15 protein-coding genes are annotated in these 21,554 nt (G+C 66.9%); 5 read left to right on the forward strand and 10 right to left on the reverse strand.

Going from position 1 to position 21,554, the window contains the following annotated elements; genetic code table 11:
• Nucleotides 1-4: 4 nt before the first annotated feature.
• A complete protein-coding gene (gene nrdR / locus IB227_RS06440; protein WP_132865014.1) occupies nucleotides 5-538 on the reverse strand; it encodes a transcriptional regulator NrdR in 534 nt (177 codons plus the stop codon).
• Nucleotides 539-709: 171 nt separating this feature from the next.
• On the reverse strand, nucleotides 710-1,963 hold the full coding sequence (glyA, locus tag IB227_RS06445) for a serine hydroxymethyltransferase (protein WP_192286698.1): 1,254 nt from the start codon (nucleotides 1,961-1,963) through the stop codon (nucleotides 710-712).
• A gap of 237 nt (nucleotides 1,964-2,200) precedes the next feature.
• Here glyA and IB227_RS06450 point away from each other — a divergent pair, with 237 nt between their 5' ends.
• Nucleotides 2,201-3,895 carry a ShlB/FhaC/HecB family hemolysin secretion/activation protein gene (locus IB227_RS06450; RefSeq protein WP_192286699.1) on the forward strand — a complete coding sequence of 565 codons (1,695 nt, stop codon included), beginning with the start codon at nucleotides 2,201-2,203 and terminating at the stop codon, nucleotides 3,893-3,895.
• Between the two features lie 10 nt (nucleotides 3,896-3,905).
• The gene (locus IB227_RS06455; protein WP_192286700.1) at nucleotides 3,906-9,281 is read left to right on the forward strand and encodes an MBG domain-containing protein; all 5,376 of its coding nucleotides are present in this window, start codon (nucleotides 3,906-3,908) and stop codon (nucleotides 9,279-9,281) included.
• A 129-nt stretch (nucleotides 9,282-9,410) separates the two neighbouring features.
• Here IB227_RS06455 and IB227_RS06460 read toward each other — a convergent pair whose 3' ends face one another.
• Nucleotides 9,411-9,881 (reverse strand): RcnB family protein, encoded by a 471-nt coding sequence (locus IB227_RS06460; RefSeq protein WP_192286701.1) that lies wholly within the window; start codon nucleotides 9,879-9,881, stop codon nucleotides 9,411-9,413.
• A 217-nt stretch (nucleotides 9,882-10,098) separates the two neighbouring features.
• Here IB227_RS06460 and ettA point away from each other — a divergent pair, with 217 nt between their 5' ends.
• Both ettA and IB227_RS06470 read left to right on the forward strand, forming a co-directional pair.
• Nucleotides 10,099-11,763 (forward strand): energy-dependent translational throttle protein EttA, encoded by a 1,665-nt coding sequence (gene ettA, locus IB227_RS06465; protein WP_192286702.1) that lies wholly within the window; start codon nucleotides 10,099-10,101, stop codon nucleotides 11,761-11,763.
• A gap of 269 nt (nucleotides 11,764-12,032) precedes the next feature.
• The gene (locus tag IB227_RS06470) at nucleotides 12,033-13,349 is read left to right on the forward strand and encodes an NCS2 family permease (protein WP_192286703.1); all 1,317 of its coding nucleotides are present in this window, start codon (nucleotides 12,033-12,035) and stop codon (nucleotides 13,347-13,349) included.
• Nucleotides 13,350-13,377: 28 nt separating this feature from the next.
• On the opposite strand, the gene IB227_RS06475 is transcribed toward IB227_RS06470, so the two are convergent.
• From IB227_RS06475 to IB227_RS06500, 6 genes are all read right to left on the reverse strand, one after another.
• The gene (locus IB227_RS06475; RefSeq protein WP_192286704.1) at nucleotides 13,378-14,157 is read right to left on the reverse strand and encodes a DUF3667 domain-containing protein; all 780 of its coding nucleotides are present in this window, start codon (nucleotides 14,155-14,157) and stop codon (nucleotides 13,378-13,380) included.
• Nucleotides 14,158-14,239: 82 nt separating this feature from the next.
• On the reverse strand, nucleotides 14,240-15,268 hold the full coding sequence (locus IB227_RS06480; RefSeq protein WP_192287291.1) for a fimbrial protein: 1,029 nt from the start codon (nucleotides 15,266-15,268) through the stop codon (nucleotides 14,240-14,242).
• A complete protein-coding gene (locus tag IB227_RS06485) occupies nucleotides 15,265-17,871 on the reverse strand; it encodes a fimbria/pilus outer membrane usher protein (protein ID WP_192286705.1) in 2,607 nt (868 codons plus the stop codon). Before IB227_RS06485 ends, IB227_RS06480 begins: the two co-directional genes overlap by 4 nt.
• A 97-nt stretch (nucleotides 17,872-17,968) precedes the next feature.
• The gene (locus IB227_RS06490) at nucleotides 17,969-18,694 is read right to left on the reverse strand and encodes a molecular chaperone (protein WP_192286706.1); all 726 of its coding nucleotides are present in this window, start codon (nucleotides 18,692-18,694) and stop codon (nucleotides 17,969-17,971) included.
• Nucleotides 18,695-18,765: 71 nt separating this feature from the next.
• Complete coding sequence (locus IB227_RS06495; RefSeq protein WP_192286707.1) at nucleotides 18,766-19,305, reverse strand: fimbrial protein; 540 nt, start codon at nucleotides 19,303-19,305, stop codon at nucleotides 18,766-18,768.
• Between the two features lie 115 nt (nucleotides 19,306-19,420).
• Complete coding sequence (locus tag IB227_RS06500) at nucleotides 19,421-19,708, reverse strand: hypothetical protein (RefSeq protein WP_192286708.1); 288 nt, start codon at nucleotides 19,706-19,708, stop codon at nucleotides 19,421-19,423.
• Nucleotides 19,709-19,728: 20 nt separating this feature from the next.
• Between IB227_RS06500 and IB227_RS06505 the strand changes: the two genes are divergently transcribed.
• Nucleotides 19,729-20,100 carry a type 1 fimbrial protein gene (locus IB227_RS06505; RefSeq protein WP_192286709.1) on the forward strand — a complete coding sequence of 124 codons (372 nt, stop codon included), beginning with the start codon at nucleotides 19,729-19,731 and terminating at the stop codon, nucleotides 20,098-20,100.
• A 31-nt stretch (nucleotides 20,101-20,131) separates the two neighbouring features.
• Here the strand turns inward: IB227_RS06505 and IB227_RS06510 are convergent, their stop codons facing one another.
• A complete protein-coding gene (locus IB227_RS06510) occupies nucleotides 20,132-21,553 on the reverse strand; it encodes a lipid II flippase MurJ (protein WP_192286710.1) in 1,422 nt (473 codons plus the stop codon).
• Nucleotide 21,554 lies beyond the last annotated feature (1 nt).

Below are 21,554 nucleotides of genomic sequence, written 5' to 3' on the forward strand. Positions count from 1 at the left end.
GGCTTCACCGCCTGACCGGCTTTGCCGCCTTGCCGTCCGGCGCATCGGCCACCTCCAGCAACGGCAGCTGGCCCTCGTCGGTCGGGTGGTCACGCTCGAGCTTCTCGATTTCGTCGCGGAAGTCGGCCACGTCCTCGAAACTGCGGTACACCGAGGCAAAGCGCACGTAGCCGACATGGTCGAGCTTGCGCAGTTCATCCATCACGAAGCCACCGACCTTGATCGACGGCACTTCACGCTCGCCGCACATGCGCAGCTGGTGGACGACCGCACGCACGGCCGCCTCGATGCGCTCCTCCGACACCGGGCGCTTCTGCAGCGCGCGGTCGAAGCCCACCCGCAGCTTGCGCGCGTCGAATGCCTCACGGCCCCCATCGCTCTTGATGATCACCGGCAGCTTCAGTTCGATGGTTTCCAACGTGCTGAAGCGCTCGCCACAGGCCTCGCAGCCACGGCGGCGGCGGATGGTGGCGCCATCCTCGGAAACGCGCGAGTCGATGACGCGGGTGTCGGTGTGTTGGCAGAACGGGCAGTGCATCTATCTCGCCTTGAACATCGTGCGCCGACAGCACGGCGCGGGAAATACTACAACGCAGATACAGCAAACCCCGGGATGGAGCAAGGCTGCCCGGCCCGGGGTCTGGCCGCCATCACCGCGGCGGTCCCTTCAACGAACCGGTGCCTGCACAGGGCCGGCACCGGTAAACCGTCAACCGTAAACCGGGTACTGACGGCACTGCAGGGTGACGTTCTCACGCACGCCGGCAATGACGTTCTCATCGCCCGGGTTGTCCAGCACGTCGGCAATCCAGTTGGCCAGCGCCACGCAGTCCGCTTCCTTGTAGCCGCGTGTGGTGATGGCCGGGGTGCCCAGGCGCAGGCCCGAGGTCACGAACGGCGAACGCGGGTCGTTCGGCACCGAGTTCTTGTTGACGGTGATGTGGGCCTTGCCCAGCGCGGCCTCGGCGTCCTTGCCGGACACCTCCTTGCCGATCATGTCCACCAGCATCAGGTGGTTCTGAGTGCCGCCGGAGACGATCTTGTAGCCGCGCGAAATCAGCGTGGTGGCCATCGCCTGGGCGTTCTTCACCACCTGCTGCTGGTAGGCCTTGAATTCCGGCTCCAGCGCTTCCTTGAAGGCCACCGCCTTGGCCGCGATGACGTGCATCAGCGGGCCACCCTGGATGCCCGGGAACACGATCGACTGCAGCTTCTTCTCGATTTCCTCGCCCGCGCCCTTGGCGATGATGATGCCGCCACGCGGACCGCGCAGGGTCTTGTGGGTGGTAGAGGTCACCACGTGGGCGTGTTCGATCGGGTTCGGGTAGACGCCGGCAGCGACCAGGCCGGCCACGTGCGCCATGTCCACGAACAGGTAGGCGCCAACCTTGTCGGCGATGGCGCGGAAGCGCGCCCAGTCCACGACCTGCGAGTAAGCCGAGAAGCCGGCCACGACCATCTTCGGCTTGTGCTCCAGCGCCAGGCGCTCGACTTCGTCGTAATCGATCAGGCCCTGTTCGTTCACGCCGTACTGGACGGCATTGAAGATCTTGCCCGAGGCGTTGACCTTGGCACCGTGGGTCAGGTGGCCGCCATGGGCCAGGCTCATGCCCAGGATGGTGTCGCCCGGCTGCAGCAGGGCGAAGTAGACGGCCTGGTTGGCCTGCGAGCCGCTGTGCGGCTGCACGTTGGCGTAATCGGCGCCGAACAGCTGCTTGAGGCGGTCGATGGCCAGCTTCTCGGCGATGTCCACGTACTCGCAACCGCCGTAGTAGCGCTTGCCCGGGTAACCCTCGGCGTACTTGTTGGTCAGCTGGCTGCCCTGGGCTTCCATCACCGCCGGGCTGGCGTAGTTCTCGCTGGCGATCAGCTCGACATGGTCTTCCTGGCGCTGGCACTCATCGGCGATGGCCTTGGCCAGTTCAGGGTCGTAGGACGCAATACGGACTTCACGCGAGTACATCGTCAGCTCCAGGAGATGGGCGAGGGAACTGCCGATTGTAGCCGTTCCTGCGGGCCAGCCCCCGCGCGCGGGGCTGCCTTCCCGGCATCACCCACCCGTCGACAAATAGTGAACCAAGTCACGCTTCTAAGCGATTACCTGAATTCGCTGATCGATCCTGCCGGCTTCTTACGGTTAACAGGGTACAGGCGGGCGTTTGCCGCCCGCCCCTGATCGATCTCCAAGGAACACGTCCCGATGCCCCGCCCCGCCTGCAGCACGCATGAGTCCCTCCCCCCACGCCCGATCGCCCCGGTCCGCGCGACGCTGCTGGCCGTGGCCCTGGCTGGCCTGGCGGCCACGCTGTCCGTGCCGGCACAGGCGGCCGATCCGTCACCGGCCATGGCAACGGTCCAGGTCGCCCGGGTCCAGGTGGAGGGGGTGGGTGAACACCCCGACAGCGGCATCAGCCCGGCAGGGATCGAGGCGCTGGCCAATCAGGCACTGCGCGCGCTCGGCCCGGATCAGCCCCTGGCCCTGAGCTTGGCCCAGATCGAGCAGATCACCGCGCGCATCACCCAGGCCTACCGGGATGCGGGTTTCCTGGTATCGGTGGTCTACATCCCGCCCCAGCAGATTGGCGACAGCCAGACGCTGACGCTGAAAGTGATGGAAGGCCGGGTCGGCCGGGTGCTGGTACAGGGCAGCCAGCGCTACCGCGAAGATCAGCTCACCGCCAGCAGCCTTGGGCTGATTGGCCGGCCGTTGCGCCGCAACGAACTCGACCGTGCCCTGCTCTACGCGCGTGACGTGCCCGGGGTATCGGTCACCTCGGTGTTGCAGCCCGGCCAGAACCCCGGCGAGACCGACATCGTGCTGCTCGCCACCGACAACGCGCGCCCCTACGAGATCACCGCCGGGCTGAGCAACCACGGCACCGACAGCACCGGCAAGTACCGGGCCGAGCTGGGCATCAGCGCCTTCAACGCATTGGGCGCGGGCGATGTGCTGGCCGCCAGCATCGGCTACGGGTTGGACCCGGCCGACAGCTGGCAGGCGGCACTGTCACTCAGTGTGCCCTCGGCACAGGTGCAGGGACTGAGCGCCATCGCCGGCGTCAGCCGCAGCGAGATGGAGTTGAACACCGGCCCGTTGGCGGCGTTGGAAATCACCGGCCCCACCACGATGTTCTATGCCGGCAGCGACTGGAAGTTCATCCAGCGCGCCAACCTGCAGGTGCAGGCCTCGGCACGCTGGATCCACGAGGATTCCAAGCTCGAAGGGCTCGGCTTCCTGCTCTCGCGCCACACCTTTGACGTCCTGGACGCCGGCCTGAGCCTGCGCCATACCGACCACCGCTGGCGCGGCATGAACCTGGCGCAGGTGTCGCTGCGCAAGTCGGTCAATGACGAATCCTCGCCGATGAACTGGCTGTACACCTCGCACGCGCCATACTTCTGGGTGGCCCGGGCAAGCGTGGCGCGCCTGCAGGCCCTGCCCCACGACCAGCGCCTGCTGCTGCGTGGCAGCGCGCAGTTCACCGATGACGCGCTGACACCGATGGAGCAGTTCAGCGTGGGCGGCCCCACCAGCGTGCGTGCCTACCCGCTGTCCACGGCGCTGGGCGACCGTGGCGTGCAGGCCAGCTTCGAGTACCAGGTCAGCGCCCCGGGTTTCGCCAACAAGCCCTCGCCGTTCAATGGCCGCCGCTGGGGCGACCTGCTTGATGTGAATCTGTTCTACGACTGGGGCCGCACCTCGCCGACGCCGGACAACCGCCGCTTGGGCGCATTGCCGATCACGCTCGAAGGTGCCGGTCTTGGCCTTGGCCTGCGCCTGCCGTGGCAGCCGGAACTGCGCCTGGACGTGAGCGCGGCCAAACCCACCGGCAGCTACCGCGGCAGCGACGGCCGCAGCACCCAGTACTGGGCGCGCATCAGCACTACTTTCTGAGGACATCGCCATGAATCGCATTTACCGCCTTGTGTTCAACAGCGCACTGCGCCAGGTCCAGGTGGCGTCGGAAGCTGCCAGCGGCGGTCGGATCGTCGCCCGTGGCCGACGCACGCAGGCGCTCGATCGCCCGCGGTTGAAACCACTTGCCCTGGCCCTGGCGCTGGCCTGGGCAGGTGGCGCACAGGCCCAGGTGCTGCCGAGCAATCCGGTTGTGGTGCAGGGCACGGTAAGCATCGCCAATACCCCCAACACACTGCAGGTGACGCAGACCGGCAACCGCGCGCTGATCAACTGGAGCAACTTCAGCATCGGCCAGAGCGATGCGGTGAACTTCATCACCAATAATCCGTCCGCGGTCACGTTGAATGTCGTGATCGGAAATCTGGCCAGCCAGATCGACGGCATGCTGAATTCCGATGGCCATGTATTCCTGATCAATCCGAACGGCATCACCTTCGGTGGCAATGCGCACGTCAACGTTGCCGGGCTGCTCGCCACGACGTTGTCGCTGCAGGACCCGAACGCTCCCATCTACGATTTCCGGCGTGGCGCACATCCGGGCGCGGCGGTGTTGAACCATGGCCAGATCAATGCCAATGGCGGCCCGGTGCTGCTGGCAGGGGCGGCCGTTGGCAACTACGGCACCATCCAGGGTGGCCACATCGGCCTGGTCGCCGCGGACCGGATGGTGGCGTCCTACGATCCTGCCGCGGGCATGAGCTACCACATCGTCGATGCCGTGGATGACGCCCCGCTGGGGCCGGGTCCGGTGCTGGTCAACACCGGCACCTTGCAGGCTTCGCAGGTCAACCTGCTGGCGCGTGTGCCGACGGGCAGCAGTGCGATCGCGCTCAACATGGGGGGCGTGATCGTCGCCGATACGCTGGTGGCCAATGCCGGGGGCGGCGCCCTGGCAGTGGGAGCGAACATCCAGGCCACGCAGACCAGCCTCATCAGCGATGGCTCGCTGCAGCAGACGGGCGGCACCATCGATGCCAACACGCTGGCGCTGCAGACCGGCGGCGGTGCATCGTTGAACACCAGCGGCAACACCATTTCGTTCATTGAAGGCAGCGTCGGCACCAGCCTGGTGTTGGGCAACAACCGGGCCCTGTCGCAGCTGGGTGCGCTGAGCGTCGGAGGTGACGCCACCTTCAACAATGGCCCGCATGCGATCACCCTGAGCAACGCCAACAACACGTTCTCGGGCGGGGTGAGGCTGGAAGGCGGTACCACCACGATTGCCAGCAACGGTGTGCTCAAGCTGCGCGCGGCCGAAGTGCAGTCGCTGACGGCATCCGCCATCGGCATCGAACTCAATGGCTTCTTCAACAGCACCGGTGACCAGGCCTACAACGGCGACGTGACACTGACCGGCAATGCCAGCCTGTCATCGAGTGCCGGGAACATCGCGTTCAACGGTTCCGTCAACGGCGGTGGCAACCTGCGGGTCGATGCGAAGGACGAAGTGCGCTTCGGCGGGATCGTCGGAGGGGCTGCCCGGCTGGGGAGCGTGGAGGTGGTGAGCGGTGATGCCATCCTGAACGGGAGTGTGTATACGTGGGGCATGCAGCGCTACGCCGATGCCGTGAGGCTCGGTGGCAGCGTGTCGCTGAGCAGCAGCCTGGGCAGCGACATCGTGTTCGGCAGCACCATCGATGGTGCTTACAACCTGCTGGTACAGACCGATGGCACGACCCGGTTCGGGGGCACGGTCGGCGGCAGCTCGGCGCTGGCCACCCTGCGGCAGGACGGGGGAACCTTCGAGCTTGGCGCGAATGTCAATACCATCGGCCTGCAGACCTATGAGAAGGTCAAGCTTGTCGGCGATGTCAACGTGGCCAGCCTGGGCGGTGGCGACATCCGCTTTGATGGGGCGGTCAACGGAGGGCATGCATTGGCAACCTCCACCACCGGTCAAACGTATTTCACGGGTTCCGTTGGCGGGTTGGACGCATTGACGTCGCTGACCGCCGGTGGTGGTGGCGTGACGCTGCTGGGCGGCAATGTGACCACCACGGGCAATCAGCACTACCTCGATGCAGCGGTGCTGGTCGGCAACAGTACGCTGACCAGTACCGGCTCCGGCACGATTCAATTCAGCAAGCGACTCGACGGCAACTTCAACCTGGCGGTGAACACGGCCGGGCAGAGCATTTTCGATGGCACTGTCGGCTTCTATACGCCACTGTTGTCCTTCAGCAGTGATCTGCCAGGCAGCACGCGGATCGACACCCAGTTCCGCAGCGTGGGTGGCATCGTGTTCAACGATATGCTGGAGCTGAGTGCGAATACGGTGGTGACCAGCACCACCGGCAGCGTCCGGTTTGGCAACATGATCTCCGGTGGCGGCTGGGACCTGCGCGTTGGCGGGGCGACCGGAACGCGCTTCGACAATGATGTCCAGGCCAACATGCTCACCGTGGAAGGCAACGGCACCACCACGCTGGCGGGGGATGTCACCGTCGCGGATGCGGCGCAGTTCAACCGCCCGGTACTGCTTGCCGGTGACGTGGCAGTGAGCGGGCAGAGCGTCGTCTTTGGCGGAAGCATCGATGGCGGGCACGCACTGGACATCACCGCCGCGGCGGTGAATGTCGCCGGCCACATCGGCGGCAGCACCCCGCTGGCCTCCCTGGCCGTGGACGCCGGCACGCTTGCGCTGTCCGGGACGGTGACGACCAGCGGCGCATTGTCGTTGACGTCCACCGGCAGCCTGCTCCAGGCCGGTGCCTTCCAGGTTGGCGGGCCTGCCAGTTTCAGTGCTGGTGTCGACATCACCCTCAGCAACGCTGGCAACAGTTTTGCTGGAAAGGTCGCGCTGCATGGCGAGGACGTGACCTTGCATGGCAGCAGCGGGCTGGACATGGATGGCGTGCAGGCGGAAACACTGGTCGCGACGGCGGGCGGGCGCCTGGATCTATCCAATGCCGTGGTCAACGGAGATGCGACGTTGACCGGTGGCGGGCTGGGGTTCGCGCAGGTGCAGGTGGGCGGCAACCTGGTCGCCGACAGCGCGGCCGCTATCACGCAGAGTGGCAGCCTCCAGGTTTCCGGAACCAGCACGCTGGATGCGGGCGGTGACATCACACTGCGCAATGCGGGCAATGTGTTCACCGGCGCGATGGATGTCGACGGCGAGGCGGTGGCGATCACCGCAGGCGGCGGACTGAACATCAGCGCACTGCAGAGCGGCACCAACAAGGCGGTGGAGCTGGTCGCCGGCGGACAGCTGAGCGTGGCGCCTGCGATCAACACCGGCAATGCCAGCCTGCGCCTGAGCTCGCTGGGCGGCGCGCTCGCCATTGCAAACGCGCTGTCCGGCGGGCAAGTGAGCCTGAACGGCGCCTCCGGCCTCACCCTGGCGGCTGATGTGACCGGTGCGCAGCTGTCATTGAGCAGTCAGGGGGGATCGATCATGCAGACGGCGGGCAGCCTGTTGGCCGCCGGTACCACGACGCTGTACGCCGGAAACGCGATCAACCTGGGAATGATTGGCAACAGTTTCGGTGGCGATGTAAGCGTGAACGCGGGTGATGTCCTGCTTCGCACCGGACAGTCCCTGTCCCTGGCCGACGTCACGGCAAACCGTCTCGAGGCGCTGGCGGGCACTGGCCTGACGGTCAGCAACGCGGATACCACCGGTGATGCGACATTGGATGGCGGAAGCGGCCAGCTCCTGCTTCGTGGCGTCACCACAGGAGGCGGCCTGACGGCAAAGGGCACCTCCATCGGCCAGGGCAGCACCCTCTACGTCCATGGCGACAGCAGCTTCCTGGCCGGCGGCGACGTCCTTCTCACCAATGCCGGCAACTTCTTTGGAGGCGTCATGGACATCAACGCCTCCAATGCCCACATCATCAGCGGCGGTGAGTTGGTACTGGGCGAGGTGACAGCCAGCACGCTCGCCGCCCGGGCGGACACCGGCCTGCGCCTGATCGGCCACGTCGTCGCAGACAACGTCGACCTTGCCACCGCTGGCATCTTCGACAACCGTACCGGCGCCGACGCCATCCGGCTGAGCGGCAACGGCCGCTGGAACATCTACCTGGACTCTCCGCATCAGGCGCATGCCTTCAACAACCTGGACAGCGGCAACACCGCCGTCTGGAACACTGCAGCGTTCGGCAATTCCAGTGCAACCGGCAACCGCTATGTGTTCGCCTGGCAGCCGACGCTGACGGTTGCCGGAAACACCCTGCGCAAGACCTACGGCGACGTGCTCAACCCTCTGCTGGCCTTCCGCATGCAGGGTGCAATGACTGCCGTTGCCGGAGCATACAAGGGCGACGAATTGGCCAGCCTGTTCAGCGGACTGCCGAGTGTCATCTCGTTTGGCGCCGCTGCCAATGCCAATGCAAGCGCCTCGCCCTATGTCGTCACTGTCGGCCCCGGGACACTGGATGCTTCCGCTTCCGGCTATCAGCTGGCCTACACCCCCGGGCAGCTCTTCGTTGACCCGCGCGGGCTCATCATCACGGCCGGCAATGCGAGCAAGACCTACGGGCAGGCATCGTCGCTGGGCGGTTACTCCGTCGATGGCCTAGTCAATGGCGACACGGTGAGCGGGCTGGACCTGTTCAGCAACGGCAGTGCCGCCACCGCCAATGCCGGCAACTACGTCATCACCGCCGGCAATGCCTCCGGCACCGGGCTCGGCAACTACGCCATCACCTACGTCGATGGCCTGCTGTCCGTCGGCAAGGCGACGCTGACCATCACCGCAGGGCCCGGCAGCAAGACCTACGGCCAGGATGGCGGGTTCGGCAACTACAGCGTGGACGGACTGCTCAACAGCGATGCAGTGGCCTCGGTGATGCTGGGCAGCGACGGCGCAGCGGCCAATGCCAGCGTGGGCCATTACGCCATTCACGCCGGTGACGCACGGGGCACAGGCCTGGGCAACTACACCATCACCTATGTCGACGGCCAGATGTCGGTCGGCAAGGCCAACCTGGTCATCACCGCCCACGATGCCAGCAAGCGCATGGGCCAGGCGCTGCTGCTGGACGGCTACACCGTCGAGGGGCTGCTCAACGGTGACCGCGTCGAGGGGCTCGATCTTTCCAGCGACGGCAGCGCCGCCAACGCCGAGCCGGGGCGCTACGCCATCCTCGCCAGCGCCGCGCGGGGCGACCGCATGGCCAATTACGCGATCAGCTACCAGGAAGGAACCCTGGACGTTTCGGGGATCGCCTCGGAGGTGCAGGCCCGCATCGCGCGGGAGATTGCCGCAAACGCGGCCAGGCCGGGCAGCCGCGCCCCCACCGAGCCAGCCGTCGATGCACCGCTGTACCGGGCCATCGGCGAGGGCATCGCCCGCCCGGGCGACGCCTGCGTCCACATGGGCGACATCCGCTGCCTCAGCCACCAACCGGAATGACCGACGGGCGGGCCGGGACGCTGCACCGTTCTCCCCTGCCCGGGTCACCCGGGCCTCGTCCCGCCCCCTGAACGCAGAAGGCGCATCCGCTGGATGCGCCTTCTGTCATTCATGCCTGCGTGGATCAACTCAATGGTTGAACACGATGTCGGCGATGATGCCGGTGGCGATGGCCACCATCAGCAGGTTGCCGCGGTCATCGCGGATCCAGCGGTGGCCGTGCGGGGGGCGACGCACGTGGTAGCGGTCATAGTCGTTGACCACGTAGACCGGGCCACCGTAGTAGTTGTTGTAGCGATAGCCACGCTGGAAGCCGTAGGGCTGGTAGACCACCCGACGCGGCGGGTCGTAGTAGCGACGGTCGTTGTAGCGGGCGTCGCGATAGCCCTCGCGGTAGCCAGCGTTGTAGCGGCGGCGGTCATCGCGCCATTCATGACGGTCATGGCCGCGACCGCGGTCATGGCCCCGGCCCCGGTCATCCCACCCATGGCGCCCGCGGTCGTGGTCGTGGTCACGGTCGCCTGCCGCGAAGGCCGGTGCAGTGGCACCGAAGGCCAGCAGGGTAGTCATCGCGGCGACAACTAGACGGTTCATCTTCATGGGTGGCCCTCACAGGTTGGGTGGACGGTTTCCATCATGCTCACGTCATCTGAACGGATTCCGGCTGGAAACGGTTACGGATCTTTCCTATTCACAAATCAGCAAGCCCTCGCCGGCCGGCCGGCCCCGGCCGGCTTCCGGCTATAATCGCCCATTCCCTTTTGCCCTGGGCCCTGTCCATGCCGGACCGGGCGCGGGCGTGCGCTACGGAGACTTCATGTCCTCGCAATACATCTACACCATGAACCGCGTCAGCAAGGTGGTCCCGCCCAAGCGGCAGATCATCAAGGACATCTCGCTGTCGTTCTTCCCGGGCGCCAAGATCGGCCTGTTGGGCCTGAATGGCGCCGGCAAGTCCACCGTCCTGAAGATCATGGCCGGCGTGGACACCGATTTCGAGGGCGAGGCCCGCCCGCAGGCCGGCATCAAGGTCGGCTACCTGGAGCAGGAACCGCGCCTGGACCCGGCCCAGACCGTGCGTGAAGCGGTCGAGGAAGGCGTGGGCGAAGTGCTGCAGGCCCAGGCCGCGCTGGACAAGATCTATGACGCCTACGCCGAGGAAGGTGCCGACTTCGATGCGTTGGCAAAGGAACAGGAGCGGCTGGAAGCCATCCTGGCCGCCGGCGATGCCCACACCCTGGAGAACCAGCTGGACGTGGCCGCCGACGCCCTGCGCCTGCCGCCGTGGGACGCGGTGATCGGCAACCTGTCCGGCGGCGAGAAGCGCCGCGTGGCGCTGTGCCGCCTGCTGCTGCAGAAGCCGGACATGCTGCTGCTCGACGAACCGACCAACCACCTGGACGCCGAGTCGGTGGAATGGCTGGAGCAGTTCCTGGCGCGCTACACCGGCACCGTGGTGGCCGTCACCCATGATCGCTACTTCCTGGACAACGCCGCCGAGTGGATCCTGGAACTGGACCGCGGCCGCGGCATTCCGTGGAAGGGCAACTACACCGAATGGCTGATGCAGAAGGACGAGCGCCTGAAGCAGGAAGACAACCAGGAAAAGGCCCGCCAGAAGGCGATCCAGAAGGAACTGGAGTGGTCGCGCCAGAACGCCAAGGGTGGCCGCACCAAGGGCAAGGCCCGCTTGGCTCGCTTGGAAGAGCTGCAGAGCGTTGACTACCAGAAGCGCAACGAGACCAACGAAATCTTCATCCCGCCGGGCGAGCGCCTGGGCAACTCGGTGATGGAGTTCAAGAACGTCTCCAAGAAGTTCGGTGAGCGCCTGCTGATCGACAACCTGTCGATGATCATTCCGCCGGGTGCCATCGTCGGCATCATCGGCCCGAACGGTGCCGGTAAGTCGACCCTGTTCAAGATGATCACCGGCCAGGAAAAGCCGGATTCCGGCGAGATCGTGGTCGGTCCGACCGTCAAGCTGTCGTACGTGGACCAGAGCCGCGACGCGCTGACGGGCAACCACAACGTGTTCCAGGAAATCGCTGGCGGCCTGGACATCCTCAACATCAACGGTGTGGAGATCCAGTCGCGCGCCTACATCGGCCGCTTCAACTTCAAGGGCCAGGACCAGCAGAAGCTGGTCGGCTCGCTGTCCGGTGGTGAGCGTGGCCGCCTGCACATGGCCAAGACCCTGCTGCAGGGTGGCAATGTGCTGCTGCTCGACGAACCGTCCAACGACCTGGACATCGAAACCCTGCGTGCGCTGGAAGACGCGCTGCTGGAGTTCCCGGGCAACACGTTCGTCATCTCGCATGACCGCTGGTTCCTGGACCGCATCGCCACGCACATCATCGCCTTCGAAGGCGACTCGCACGTGGAGTTCTTCCAGGGCAACTACCGCGAGTACGAAGAGGACAAGAAGCGTCGCCTGGGCGACGATGCCGGTCCCAAGCGCCTGCGCTTCAAGGCGCTGAAGTAATACCCGACAGACGGCCGCCCAGTGCGGCCGTCTGCTTTTAGCGGTGCCACCAGAGTGCGTGGCCGCCGTTTGAGCCCCTCTCCCGTGTACGGGAGAGGGGTTGGGGTGAGGGCAAGCTCTGCGCGGAGAAGCCAGCATCGCTTGCGTCAGTCAGAAGGCTTGAAGATCTGAGGATCGGGTGAAGCTCCCCCTCATCCGCCCCCTCGGGGCACCTTCTCCCGCGTGCGGGAGAAGGGACGGCCCGCATCTCCTGCACGTCGGAATTCCCCATGTCCCTGTTAGACCGCTTTTTCAAACTCCAACAGCACGGCACCAGCGTCCGCACCGAGGTGCTGGCCGGGCTGACCACCTTCCTGACGATGTCCTACATCGTCTTCGTCAACCCCGAGATCCTGGGCACCACCGGCATGGACCCGGGCGCGGTGTTCGTGGCGACCTGCCTGGCCGCGGCCGCGGGTTCGGTGGTGATGGCGCTGGCCGCCAATTTCCCGGTCGGCATGGCCCCGGGCATGGGCCTGAACGCCTTCTTCGCCTTCACCGTGGTGGGCGCGGCCGGCCTGCCGTGGCAGCAGGCGCTGGCGGCGGTGTTCATCTCCGGCGTGGTGTTCTGGGTGCTCACCCTGACCGGCGTGCGCGCCTGGCTGGTAGCCGGCATCCCGGCGTCGCTGCGCTCGGCGATCGTGGCCGGCATCGGCCTGTTCCTGGCCATCATCGCGCTGCAGAAATCCGAGGTGATCGTCGCCAACAGCGACACCATGCTCACCCTGGGCCCGCTCAACACCGCCCCGCCCCTGCTGGCGCTGGGCGGCTTCCTGCTGATCGCGGTGCTGGAAGCGCGCAAGGTCCGGGGCGCGATCCTGATCGGCATCCTCGCCGTGACCGGCGTGGCCTGGGCGATCGACAGCGTGCAGTACCAGGGCATCGTGTCGCTGCCGCCGAGCCTGGCGCCCACCTTCCTGCAGCTGGACCTCCCCGGCCTGCTCCACCACGACGGCGGCGCGCCGCTGGCGGTGTTGCTGCAGGTGGTGCTGGTGTTCGTGCTGGTGGAAGTGTTCGACGCCACCGGCACGCTGTACGGCGTGGTCGGCCGTGCCGGCCTGCTCAAGCTGGACGATGGCAACAAACGCTTCGGCCGTGCACTGCTGGCCGACAGCACCGCGATCGTCGCCGGCTCGCTGCTGGGCACCAGCTCCACCACCGCCTTTGCCGAAAGCGCCTCCGGCGTGCAGGTGGGCGGTCGCACCGGCCTGACCGCGCTGGTGGTCGCCGCGCTGTTCCTGGCCGCGCTGCTGTTCTCGCCGCTGGCCGAGATGGTGCCGTCCTACGCCACCGCCCCGGCGCTGCTGTTCGTGGCCGGCCTGATGCTGCGCGAGCTGGTCGAGGTGAAGTGGGACGACCTGACCGAATCGGTGCCGGCCGCGCTGTGCGCGCTGGCGATGCCGTTCACCTACTCCATCGCCAACGGCCTGGCGTTCGGCTTCATTGCCTATGCCGCGTTGAAGGCCGGCACCGGGCGCTGGCGCGAAGTGCGCCCGGCGGTGTGGCTGGTGGCAGGGCTGTTCGTGCTGCGCTACGCGCTGGAGTGACTCGGCCAGCACGGCCGGACACCCGCGTTCAGTGGCTCAGCAGCACCACGATCACGGCAACAACCGTGGCCATCGTGCTGAGCACCGAGAAAGTGCCCAGCGCCAGCAGCGCACGCCACAGGGTCGACCAGATCGGCCGGCCCTCGAAGAACTGCACCAGCGAAACGACGCTGTAAGCCGAGCCCAACAGCACCGCCAGGACCTGCGTCTGCGGCAGCCAGCGATGCACCAGCACCAGCAGCGACCAGACCACGAAGGTCTGCACCGTGAGCAGGGTGGTGATCACCAGCCATTCGGGATAGTTCAGTTTGCCGAAACGGCTGAACACCACGCGGAAGATCAAGGCTTCCAGCGGCAGCAACATCAGCGTGAACGCCGCGAAATGCGATTCGATCCACGCGTTCACGCTGCGGAACGACGCTGCCAGCTTCGCCAGCTCAGGCGGTACCCCCGGCCCCACCCCCAGTGCATCCATGGCGGCACTGTCCATCACGCCCGCGCCGTTGAGCAGGCGGTTCAACAACAGCACCGCGGCCGCCGTCATGGTGATCAGCAGCACCGGTTTGACCTGGTTGCCGCGGCGGCCTTCGATGTAGTCGCGCAGCAGTTTGCCCGGCTGCAGCATCAACTGCTTGAGCGAGTACAGGATGCCGCGGTCCATGTGCAGCACGCTGTGCTCCAGCTCGTGGCCGAGGAAATGCCAGTCGATGCGATGCACCGGCGTGGGCTGGCCACAGCCCGGGCAGAACTTCTGGTCGGCACCGCCGACCGCGCGGCCACAATTGATACAGCTTGCGTCGACGTGCATCCCCATGCACCGCCCCCTTGTTGGCAAGGCGGCATTCTAGAACGGGCCTCGGCCAGGCCGCCATCGCCCTGCCCGGCCGGGCTCAGTCGTAGGTGATGGTGAAGGTGGCCGCCCCGTTGGCCGTGCCCGGCCCCACCGCGCCCGCCTGGGTCTGGATGTAGCGCGCACGCAGCGGCAGGTTGAAGGCACTGCTGCCGACCACGGTCGTTCCCAGCGGCACCGTGGTGCCGAATGCCAGCGCGCGTTCGGCCGCACCGTCACGCTGCACCAGCTCGATGCCGATCCGCGTGGCGGTGTTGCCGCCCTGGGTCAGGCGCAGCACACCGGCACGGTTGGAGCTGTCCTGGGTGGCGTCCAGGCGGATGCCGATCGCGCTCTGGTAAGCGGCCAGGTTGCTGCCCTGGCAATTGAGCCGGATGTCGAAATCACGATTGACCGCCCGCGAACCCACCCCGGTGAAGGTGCTGGCCGGCACCGCGCCGAAGTCCACCACGAGGTTGCGGCTACCGGCCAGTACCTCGCAGGTGGGACTGACCACGGTGGTGCCGGTGCCTTTGAAGGTGGAGGTGAGCACGGGCTTGGCCGCGCCATCGCCGTCATAGTAGTAGGTGGTGAACCGGCCTGCGGCGGCAATCGATCCAGAGCCTGTCTGGGCCGCCGTCTTGATCAGTTCGACCCGGAAGGTGCCACCGGCCAGGTCCAAGGTGGAACTTCCGGTGTTGAACGACAAGGTGTGCGGGTAGTACGCCTGTACGCTGCCGGAGTCGCGATACACCCGGATTCCCACCCCGTCCACCAGTGTCCTGTAGGTGTTGGCGATACCCGTGGTGATGGCCTGCTGGGCGTTGACATACTTGCCTTCGGCATAACCTCCCGAATTGCAGCTGGCCACTCTGCTGACCGGGTTGATGGTCGCGTTCAAGGTCTTGATCACGCCCCCGACCGGCGTGCTGGGCAGGATGGTCACCTGCCCCATGTCCATCTGCACGTCCTGCGCGACGAACCCGGATTTGGTGATGCTGCACCTGGCCAACGCGGGCCCGGCCTGCAGGCCAGCCAGCAGCACGGCCACCCCGCAGATACCACGACCAACCGCACCCGGAAGAATCATCGACATATCGCCTCCATGGATACAACGCCTGCCTGCCCGGCCGAAGCTTCAGCCGGCACCTGATAGTCCACGCCGCAGTGCTGGTCGTCGTTCGCGCCCCAGCGCACCTGCAGCCGGCCGGCGTCGTGTTCGCTACGCAGGTAGATGCGCCCGCCCTGGCTGACCATGCCCACCGGCTGCCCGGCCGCATCGACCACCTGCGCACCGAACGGCATGGCCTGGCCATGGCCGTCGCGTACCCGCATCAACAACGCACGCCCCTTGCGGGTGGCGAAGTGCAGATGGCTGATGGCACCGGCATACGGCGCCACCGTCTGGCTGCTGCCCTGCAGCTCCACGTCCAGCGACATGCCCTGCGGATCCAGCGTGACCGTATTGAGTCGATACGGCGAGACATATGGCACCACCGCGTATCCATCGCCATCGATGCGCAATCCGGGGGCATTGCCCACGCGCGCATCGCGCGCATCGCGTGCTTCCACCAGCACCATGGTGTCGCCGCGGTCCGGCGTGAAGGTCGCCCCGCCCGGATGCACGACCAGGCTGCCATTGGCGCCGAACGCTGCCTGGCGGAACGCGCTGGAATAGCTGTACGAGCCGCTCAGCGCGGTGTAGCGGCTGCGATACTCGGCATTGCCGACCAAAGTGCTGTCACCATCACGTGCATCGGACAGGGCCAGCCCATAGCTGAGCGCGTTCGCCTCGCCGGTCGCGCCGGTGATGCCGATGCGGCTGTTGTCATACCCCTGCGTGCCGCGCGCGCCCACGTCCACATTCAGCGACAGCGGCTGCGTGCCACGGCCCAGCGGCACGCTCACCGACAGCAGGTATTCGGTGTCCGGGCGTCCGGCAACGCCGTCTTCGGTGCGCACCGCGGAGAACCCATAGTTGAGTGCGCGCCAGGCATGGTTGTAGCCCACCTGGAACTGCTTGCCGGTGCCTGCGCGGTCATAGAAGTCGCGCAGCGAGCCGGTGACGTACAACGCGCCCCATCGCTGTCCCAGTGGCTGGTTCAGCGTCAGCTGGACCTGGCTGCGCTGGCGGCCCAGCGCAAACCCGTCGCCGCGACGTACCGCATCGCGCACCTGCATCGCATCGAGCAGGCTGTAGAAGCCACGGGTGGAATAACGGTACGCCGCCACGGTCAGGTTGGTTCCGGTGTCGCCGATGAGATGGCTGTAACTCAGCCGGACACTGGCGCCCTGCCGCCGGCGCAGGCCCGCCTGCTCGGTGCGCGCATGGGTGACATCGGCCGCGAAGGCGCCCACCGCAGTGGAAAGGCCCAGCCCGTACAGCACCGAGGCGTAGCCCTCGCTGGCGTTGCCACCGCCGTACAGCGTCAGGCGGTTGCCCATCCCGCGCTGGTAGGTGGCCTGCAGCAACCAGGGGGCATCATCCAGCTGATCGTTGCGCACCTTGCCCGCGGTGATCGCATAGCGCGAAATGCCCGCCCGCAACATCTGCGGCACCGAACCAAACGGCACCTTGAACACGCGCCGCCGGCCGTCGGCTTCAAGCACGGTCACCTCGAGGTCGCCACCATAGCCGGTGGGGTAGAGGTCATCGATGACGAAACTGCCCGGCGACACCGTGGCCGAATGGATCAACTGCTGGTTCTGGCGGATCTCCACCCGTGCATTGGTTTCGGCGATGCCACGCACCACCGGTGCGTAGCCACGCAGTGAATCGGGCAGCATGCGGTCGTCGCTGACCAGGCTGATGCCGCTGTAGCCGATCGCATCGAACAGTTCGCCGTTGGTATAGGACTGCCCGATCGTCAGCAGGCCACGCACACTGGCGATGCCGCGCTGGGCGTAGCTCGCGATGCCCTGCCAATGGCGGCCGTCACCTTCGTTCCAGGTGAGGTTGGCGTCATGCCGGAACTGCCATCCGGCCAGGTTCACCCCGGCGTTGAGTCCCAGGTAGGCGCTGCGGCTGCGTTGCCCACCCGGGGTCCGGTTGTCGCTGTCCACGCCGTTGAAGCTGTAGCCGATGAAACCGGCATTGATGCCGCGATCCCACTGCGCGGGACTGACGTAGCCGCGCGCTTCGCGCCGCAGGACGGCCTGCGGGATGCTCAGGTCATAGCGCAGGTCGGCGCTGTTGAAGCGGCCGAATGCGTCGGCGATGCGCTGGCGCACCGGCATGCAGGCGTCGTCCAGCGGCACGGCCGCGGCGGTGCCCGCGCCGAGCACCGTGCTGTCCACGCCCAGTTCTTCCAACTGCGCGGGGCGGAAGCAGGCATCTACCTGGCCGCTGGCATCGGCCCTGAACTCCACGTCGCGCCGCCCCTGCCACGCCCCGTTCACATAGAGGTCCACGCGATAGATGCCGGCAGCCATCGGGTTGCCGTTGCTGAAGGCGGACAGGTCGATGCGACGCGCCTGCCCGGACAGGAAGTTCGAGTTGAACTGGGCGTTGGCCGGCGGTGCCAACGGGACGGCACCGGCCGCGCTCTGCGCCAGCAAGGCGCGCTCGCCGAGGTTGACCGGCTCGGCCCACGCCCGCGCCGCGGCGGACAGTGCCACCGCCGTGGCCAGCCATCGGCAGGCCCTGCCGCCGATCGCGCGGCGCGTTGGTGCATGGCGGGCTACGCCAGGCATGGATGCGATCACCCTGCTTCCCTTCACGCGGACCTCTCCAGACGCCGTCGGTCTGCGCCCCTGCACGGGACGCGCGGGCGGACGGCGATGCATCACCTCAGCGACCCACATCCAGGCGAACGCTTCGCTCGATGCGACCGCCGTAGTCGTTGATGGTGCGGAACCGCACCTCCTCGGTGGCCGCCGGCACGATGAACTCCAACTGCTGGTCCGGCGCGATCATCCTGCCCTGCGCCTGGATCACGGTGTCCTGGCCAGCGGCCCGTGCATGCGCCTCGGCCAGGGTCACGTGGTACGGCGTGGGGTTGTGCACGCGCAGGCGGTCACCGCCCAGGGTCCACTGCAGCGCCTGCGCTGCATCGTTGGCGTGACCCTTAAGCCCCTGCGGACGGAAGAACAGCTTCAGGCGTGAACGGAACGCGACCTGCAGGTAGTTCTGCCCGGCGCCGCCGGCCTCCTCAGGAACGGGCGGGACATCCAGCACGTTGAGCCAGAACACCGTTTCGCGATCGGCGGGCAGCGCGCGTCCGGAGTAGATCACCCGCAAGGCCTGGCTGCTGCCCGGCTCCACCCGGCTGATCGGCGGTGTCAGCACGAACGGGGCATCACTGTCCTCCGGCGTCTGGTCGACATCGCCCGCATCGATCCATGCCTGCACCAGCGACGGTGTGTCGCCGACGTTGTTCACCTGCACGGTGACCTCGCGCGCCTGCGCCGGGTAGATCACGCGCGTGCCATTGACCACGACGCCGGCCTGCGCGGCGGGACAGAGCAGCAGGGACGACACCAGCAGCAGTGATGCCCGACGACGGATCACGTTCATTGCCCAACGACCGGAAGAAGGGGAAACCACCGGCCGGCCACGTGGCCGGCCGGTATCGATGCACGCGATCGTCAGTTGTAGATGATCGTGTACTTGACGCTGCCGGTGACCTCGCCGGCACTGGCTGCCGCGGTGGCGTAGTACTCGGCGTAGTAGTTGAGGTTGGCCGAACCGTCGGCGGCGACGGTCACCCACTGCGAGTTGGCCTGCGCACTGCCACTGCCCGCGGCCAGCACCGGCAGGAACTGGTTGTTGGACCCCAACAGCTGGATCTGCACATTGCCCGCCGCGTTGGCCGCGGCCTGGTTGAGCAGGCGCCCCGAACCGAAGTCCACGCTCGCGCCCGGCTCGAAATAGGTCGCCACGTCGCCGGCGCTGCACTGGCTCAGGCTGATCGTGAAGGGCGTGCGGCCCGCGGTGGAGCCGGCGGCGGGCAGCGAGGACTTGGCCACGGTCGGCAGGGTGACGGCGAAGTCCTTGCCCTGCGGCGTGGTGATGTCGCAGGTCTTGTCGGTGACCAGGCCATTGAAGGTGATGGTGCCGTCGGCGGCGTTGGCAGCGGACGTCGCCGCGGCCAGCACCGCGATTGCAAACAAGCGGATCGTGTTCATTCTCGAGATTCCATCCCTGACGGGAGACAGTGGAAGGGGGAGGAGGAAGCAAAGGATTTCGCGGGCCTTTGCCCTCGCCTTGCGTCTCACCTGCACGCGAACGCTTCCTGTGCGATCACGGCGGCGGGAGATTAGCCACGCCCGCCTGCGGGCACCAATCCACGGCACGAATGTCCGTTGTTGACACGGCATCGCGCTTGCCCTCTTTCATGGAAGCGTTGCCAGTGTCCGGCAGACAGCATGCTGCAACGCCGCGCCGGATGTCTGTTTTCTTACACCGCTGCATCCGTTCAAACAGCTGAAATACAGCTGTTTGATGCACATCACCCTTTGCCAGTGACGGGCCATGCAGATCGCGATGTTGCCCCTTACCGAACAGTTGGCGAAGGAGCCAACTGGTCACTCCCCTGCGGAGGACACGTCATGAAAACACCTCTCCTGCTCTGCGTGGCGCTGGTTTCCATTTCTGCAACGGTGCAGGCCAATACCGGCACGATGCGCTTCAACGGGGTCATCGCCGACCCCAGCTGCACGATGCAGCTGTCCGCCACGGCGCAGGAACTGCGCCTGTCCGATTGCCCGGCCTCGGCGGGTGGTGCCGTGATCTCGGTGAAACCGCTAGGTGGCGGCGAAGAGGGGAACGCACGCATGGGCGGCCCCGTCGCAGGCCTTGCCGCACTGTCCGGCGATGATCCGGGTACGGAGCAGCGGGGCATCTCCGCACGCTATCCCCTGCGCGGCGCGCAACAGGCACGCCTGCAGGGCGATTACGTCGTGGTCATTGATTACCCGTGATGGGCTCGGCGGCACGCCGCCGCATCACCGCTCAGGCCGCGCGGCGCGCCTGTCGCACGCTCCATGCGCCCAGCACCAGCAGCCACAGCGCCGCATGCGCTGACGCTACGCCCAGTTGCAGCCATGGTCCCGGCAACGGGTACAGCAGCAGCGCCGATACCAGCAACGCGATGCTGGCCACCGCAGGCAAGCGCAGGACCCATTGCTGGCCCAGCAAGCGGTACCGATGCAGGAACAGCACGGCGGTGACGAGGATGCCGGCCAGCGCCGCCCAGGCGATGCCGGCCATGCCGGTAACCATGGGCACCAGCAGCAATGCCAGAGCGTTGACCGCGCTGCCAAGCAGCTCGCAGCGCATCGGCAACAGGGTGTCGCCGGCGGCATAGGCATAGCGCGCGAGCAGCGCGTTCCACGCGCCGAACACGATCACGCAGGCGAACCACGCCAGCAGCATCGGCAGCGGCCCCTGCGCCATTCCCGCCGGCAACAGCAGTTGCACCAGCGCGGGCGCGGCGCCGATCAGGCCGGCCGCCGCCGGCACGGTCAATGCGGCGGTGGCCAGCATGCCGACCTGCAGGGCCGCGCGGCGCGCTTGCGGGTCATCGGCCAGCCGGGTCATGCGGGCCAGCACTACCTGGTTCAGGCTCATCAGTGCGACCAGCGGCAGGTTGACCAGCTTGCGGGCCAGGTTGACCAGCGTGATCGCCCCTTCGCCGAGGAAGGACGCGCAGATGCGTTCCAGCAGCACCAGTCCCTGGCTGGCGCCGGCGCTGGCCAGCAATGGCGCCAGGCGGCGGTACAGCAGCGCGATGTCCTGCGCCTGCCACTGCCAACGCCAGGGGCGCCAACCGCTGCGCCACAGCAACGGCAGCATCGAGGCCAGCATCAGCACCGCGCCGAGGACGAAGGCCCAGGCCAGGCGGTGTTCGTCGGTGCTGCCACGCTGCAGCAGCAACAGCACCACCGCAGGCAGGTTGTAGAGGAACGAGCCCAGGCCGGCGACCAGGAAGCGCTCCTGCGCCTGGGCCACGGCCGCCGCCAGGGCATGCAGCAGCAGCAACGGCACGCTGGCCGCCAGGATCGTCAGGCTGGCCGAGGCATCGTGCTGCGCTGAAGCGGACAGGCCCGGGCCGATCAGCCGCACCCACAACGGTGCGGCGCTCGCCAACAGCACCGCCAGCGCAAGGCCCAGCAGCACCAGGCTCGATACCTGCGCGGACAACCAACCCACGCGCCGTTCGCCGGCCAGTTGCTGGTACAGCGGCAGCGCCGCCGAGGACAACAACCCGGCGGCCAGCGTCATGCGGATCGCCTCGGGCAGGAACATGCCGACCAGGAACGCATCGGTGCGCGCGCCCGCCCCCCAGGCATCGACCAACAGCCACTCGCGGCCGAAGCCGAGCGCCAGCCCGGCGATGGTCGCCAGCGTCAGCCAGAGCGTGGCGCGGAACATC

Origin of the sequence: Stenotrophomonas sp. STM01, assembly GCF_014852135.1 — a bacterium.
Lineage (GTDB): Bacteria > Pseudomonadota > Gammaproteobacteria > Xanthomonadales > Xanthomonadaceae > Stenotrophomonas > Stenotrophomonas capsici.

Bases quoted from the DNA above. Each gene is read 5' to 3' on its own strand.
- nrdR (WP_132865014.1), bottom strand. From the start codon at position 538: ATGCACTGCCCGTTCTGCCAACACACCGACACCCGCGTCATCGACTCG.
- glyA (WP_192286698.1), bottom strand. From the start codon at position 1,963: ATGTACTCGCGTGAAGTCCGTATTGCGTCCTACGACCCTGAACTGGCC.
- IB227_RS06450 (WP_192286699.1), top strand. From the start codon at position 2,201: ATGCCCCGCCCCGCCTGCAGCACGCATGAGTCCCTCCCCCCACGCCCG.
- IB227_RS06455 (WP_192286700.1), top strand. From the start codon at position 3,906: ATGAATCGCATTTACCGCCTTGTGTTCAACAGCGCACTGCGCCAGGTC.
- IB227_RS06460 (WP_192286701.1), bottom strand. From the start codon at position 9,881: ATGAAGATGAACCGTCTAGTTGTCGCCGCGATGACTACCCTGCTGGCC.
- ettA (WP_192286702.1), top strand. From the start codon at position 10,099: ATGTCCTCGCAATACATCTACACCATGAACCGCGTCAGCAAGGTGGTC.
- IB227_RS06470 (WP_192286703.1), top strand. From the start codon at position 12,033: ATGTCCCTGTTAGACCGCTTTTTCAAACTCCAACAGCACGGCACCAGC.
- IB227_RS06475 (WP_192286704.1), bottom strand. From the start codon at position 14,157: ATGCACGTCGACGCAAGCTGTATCAATTGTGGCCGCGCGGTCGGCGGT.
- IB227_RS06480 (WP_192287291.1), bottom strand. From the start codon at position 15,268: ATGATTCTTCCGGGTGCGGTTGGTCGTGGTATCTGCGGGGTGGCCGTG.
- IB227_RS06485 (WP_192286705.1), bottom strand. From the start codon at position 17,871: ATGCCTGGCGTAGCCCGCCATGCACCAACGCGCCGCGCGATCGGCGGC.
- IB227_RS06490 (WP_192286706.1), bottom strand. From the start codon at position 18,694: ATGAACGTGATCCGTCGTCGGGCATCACTGCTGCTGGTGTCGTCCCTG.
- IB227_RS06495 (WP_192286707.1), bottom strand. From the start codon at position 19,305: ATGAACACGATCCGCTTGTTTGCAATCGCGGTGCTGGCCGCGGCGACG.
- IB227_RS06505 (WP_192286709.1), top strand. From the start codon at position 19,729: ATGAAAACACCTCTCCTGCTCTGCGTGGCGCTGGTTTCCATTTCTGCA.
- IB227_RS06510 (WP_192286710.1), bottom strand. From the start codon at position 21,553: ATGTTCCGCGCCACGCTCTGGCTGACGCTGGCGACCATCGCCGGGCTG.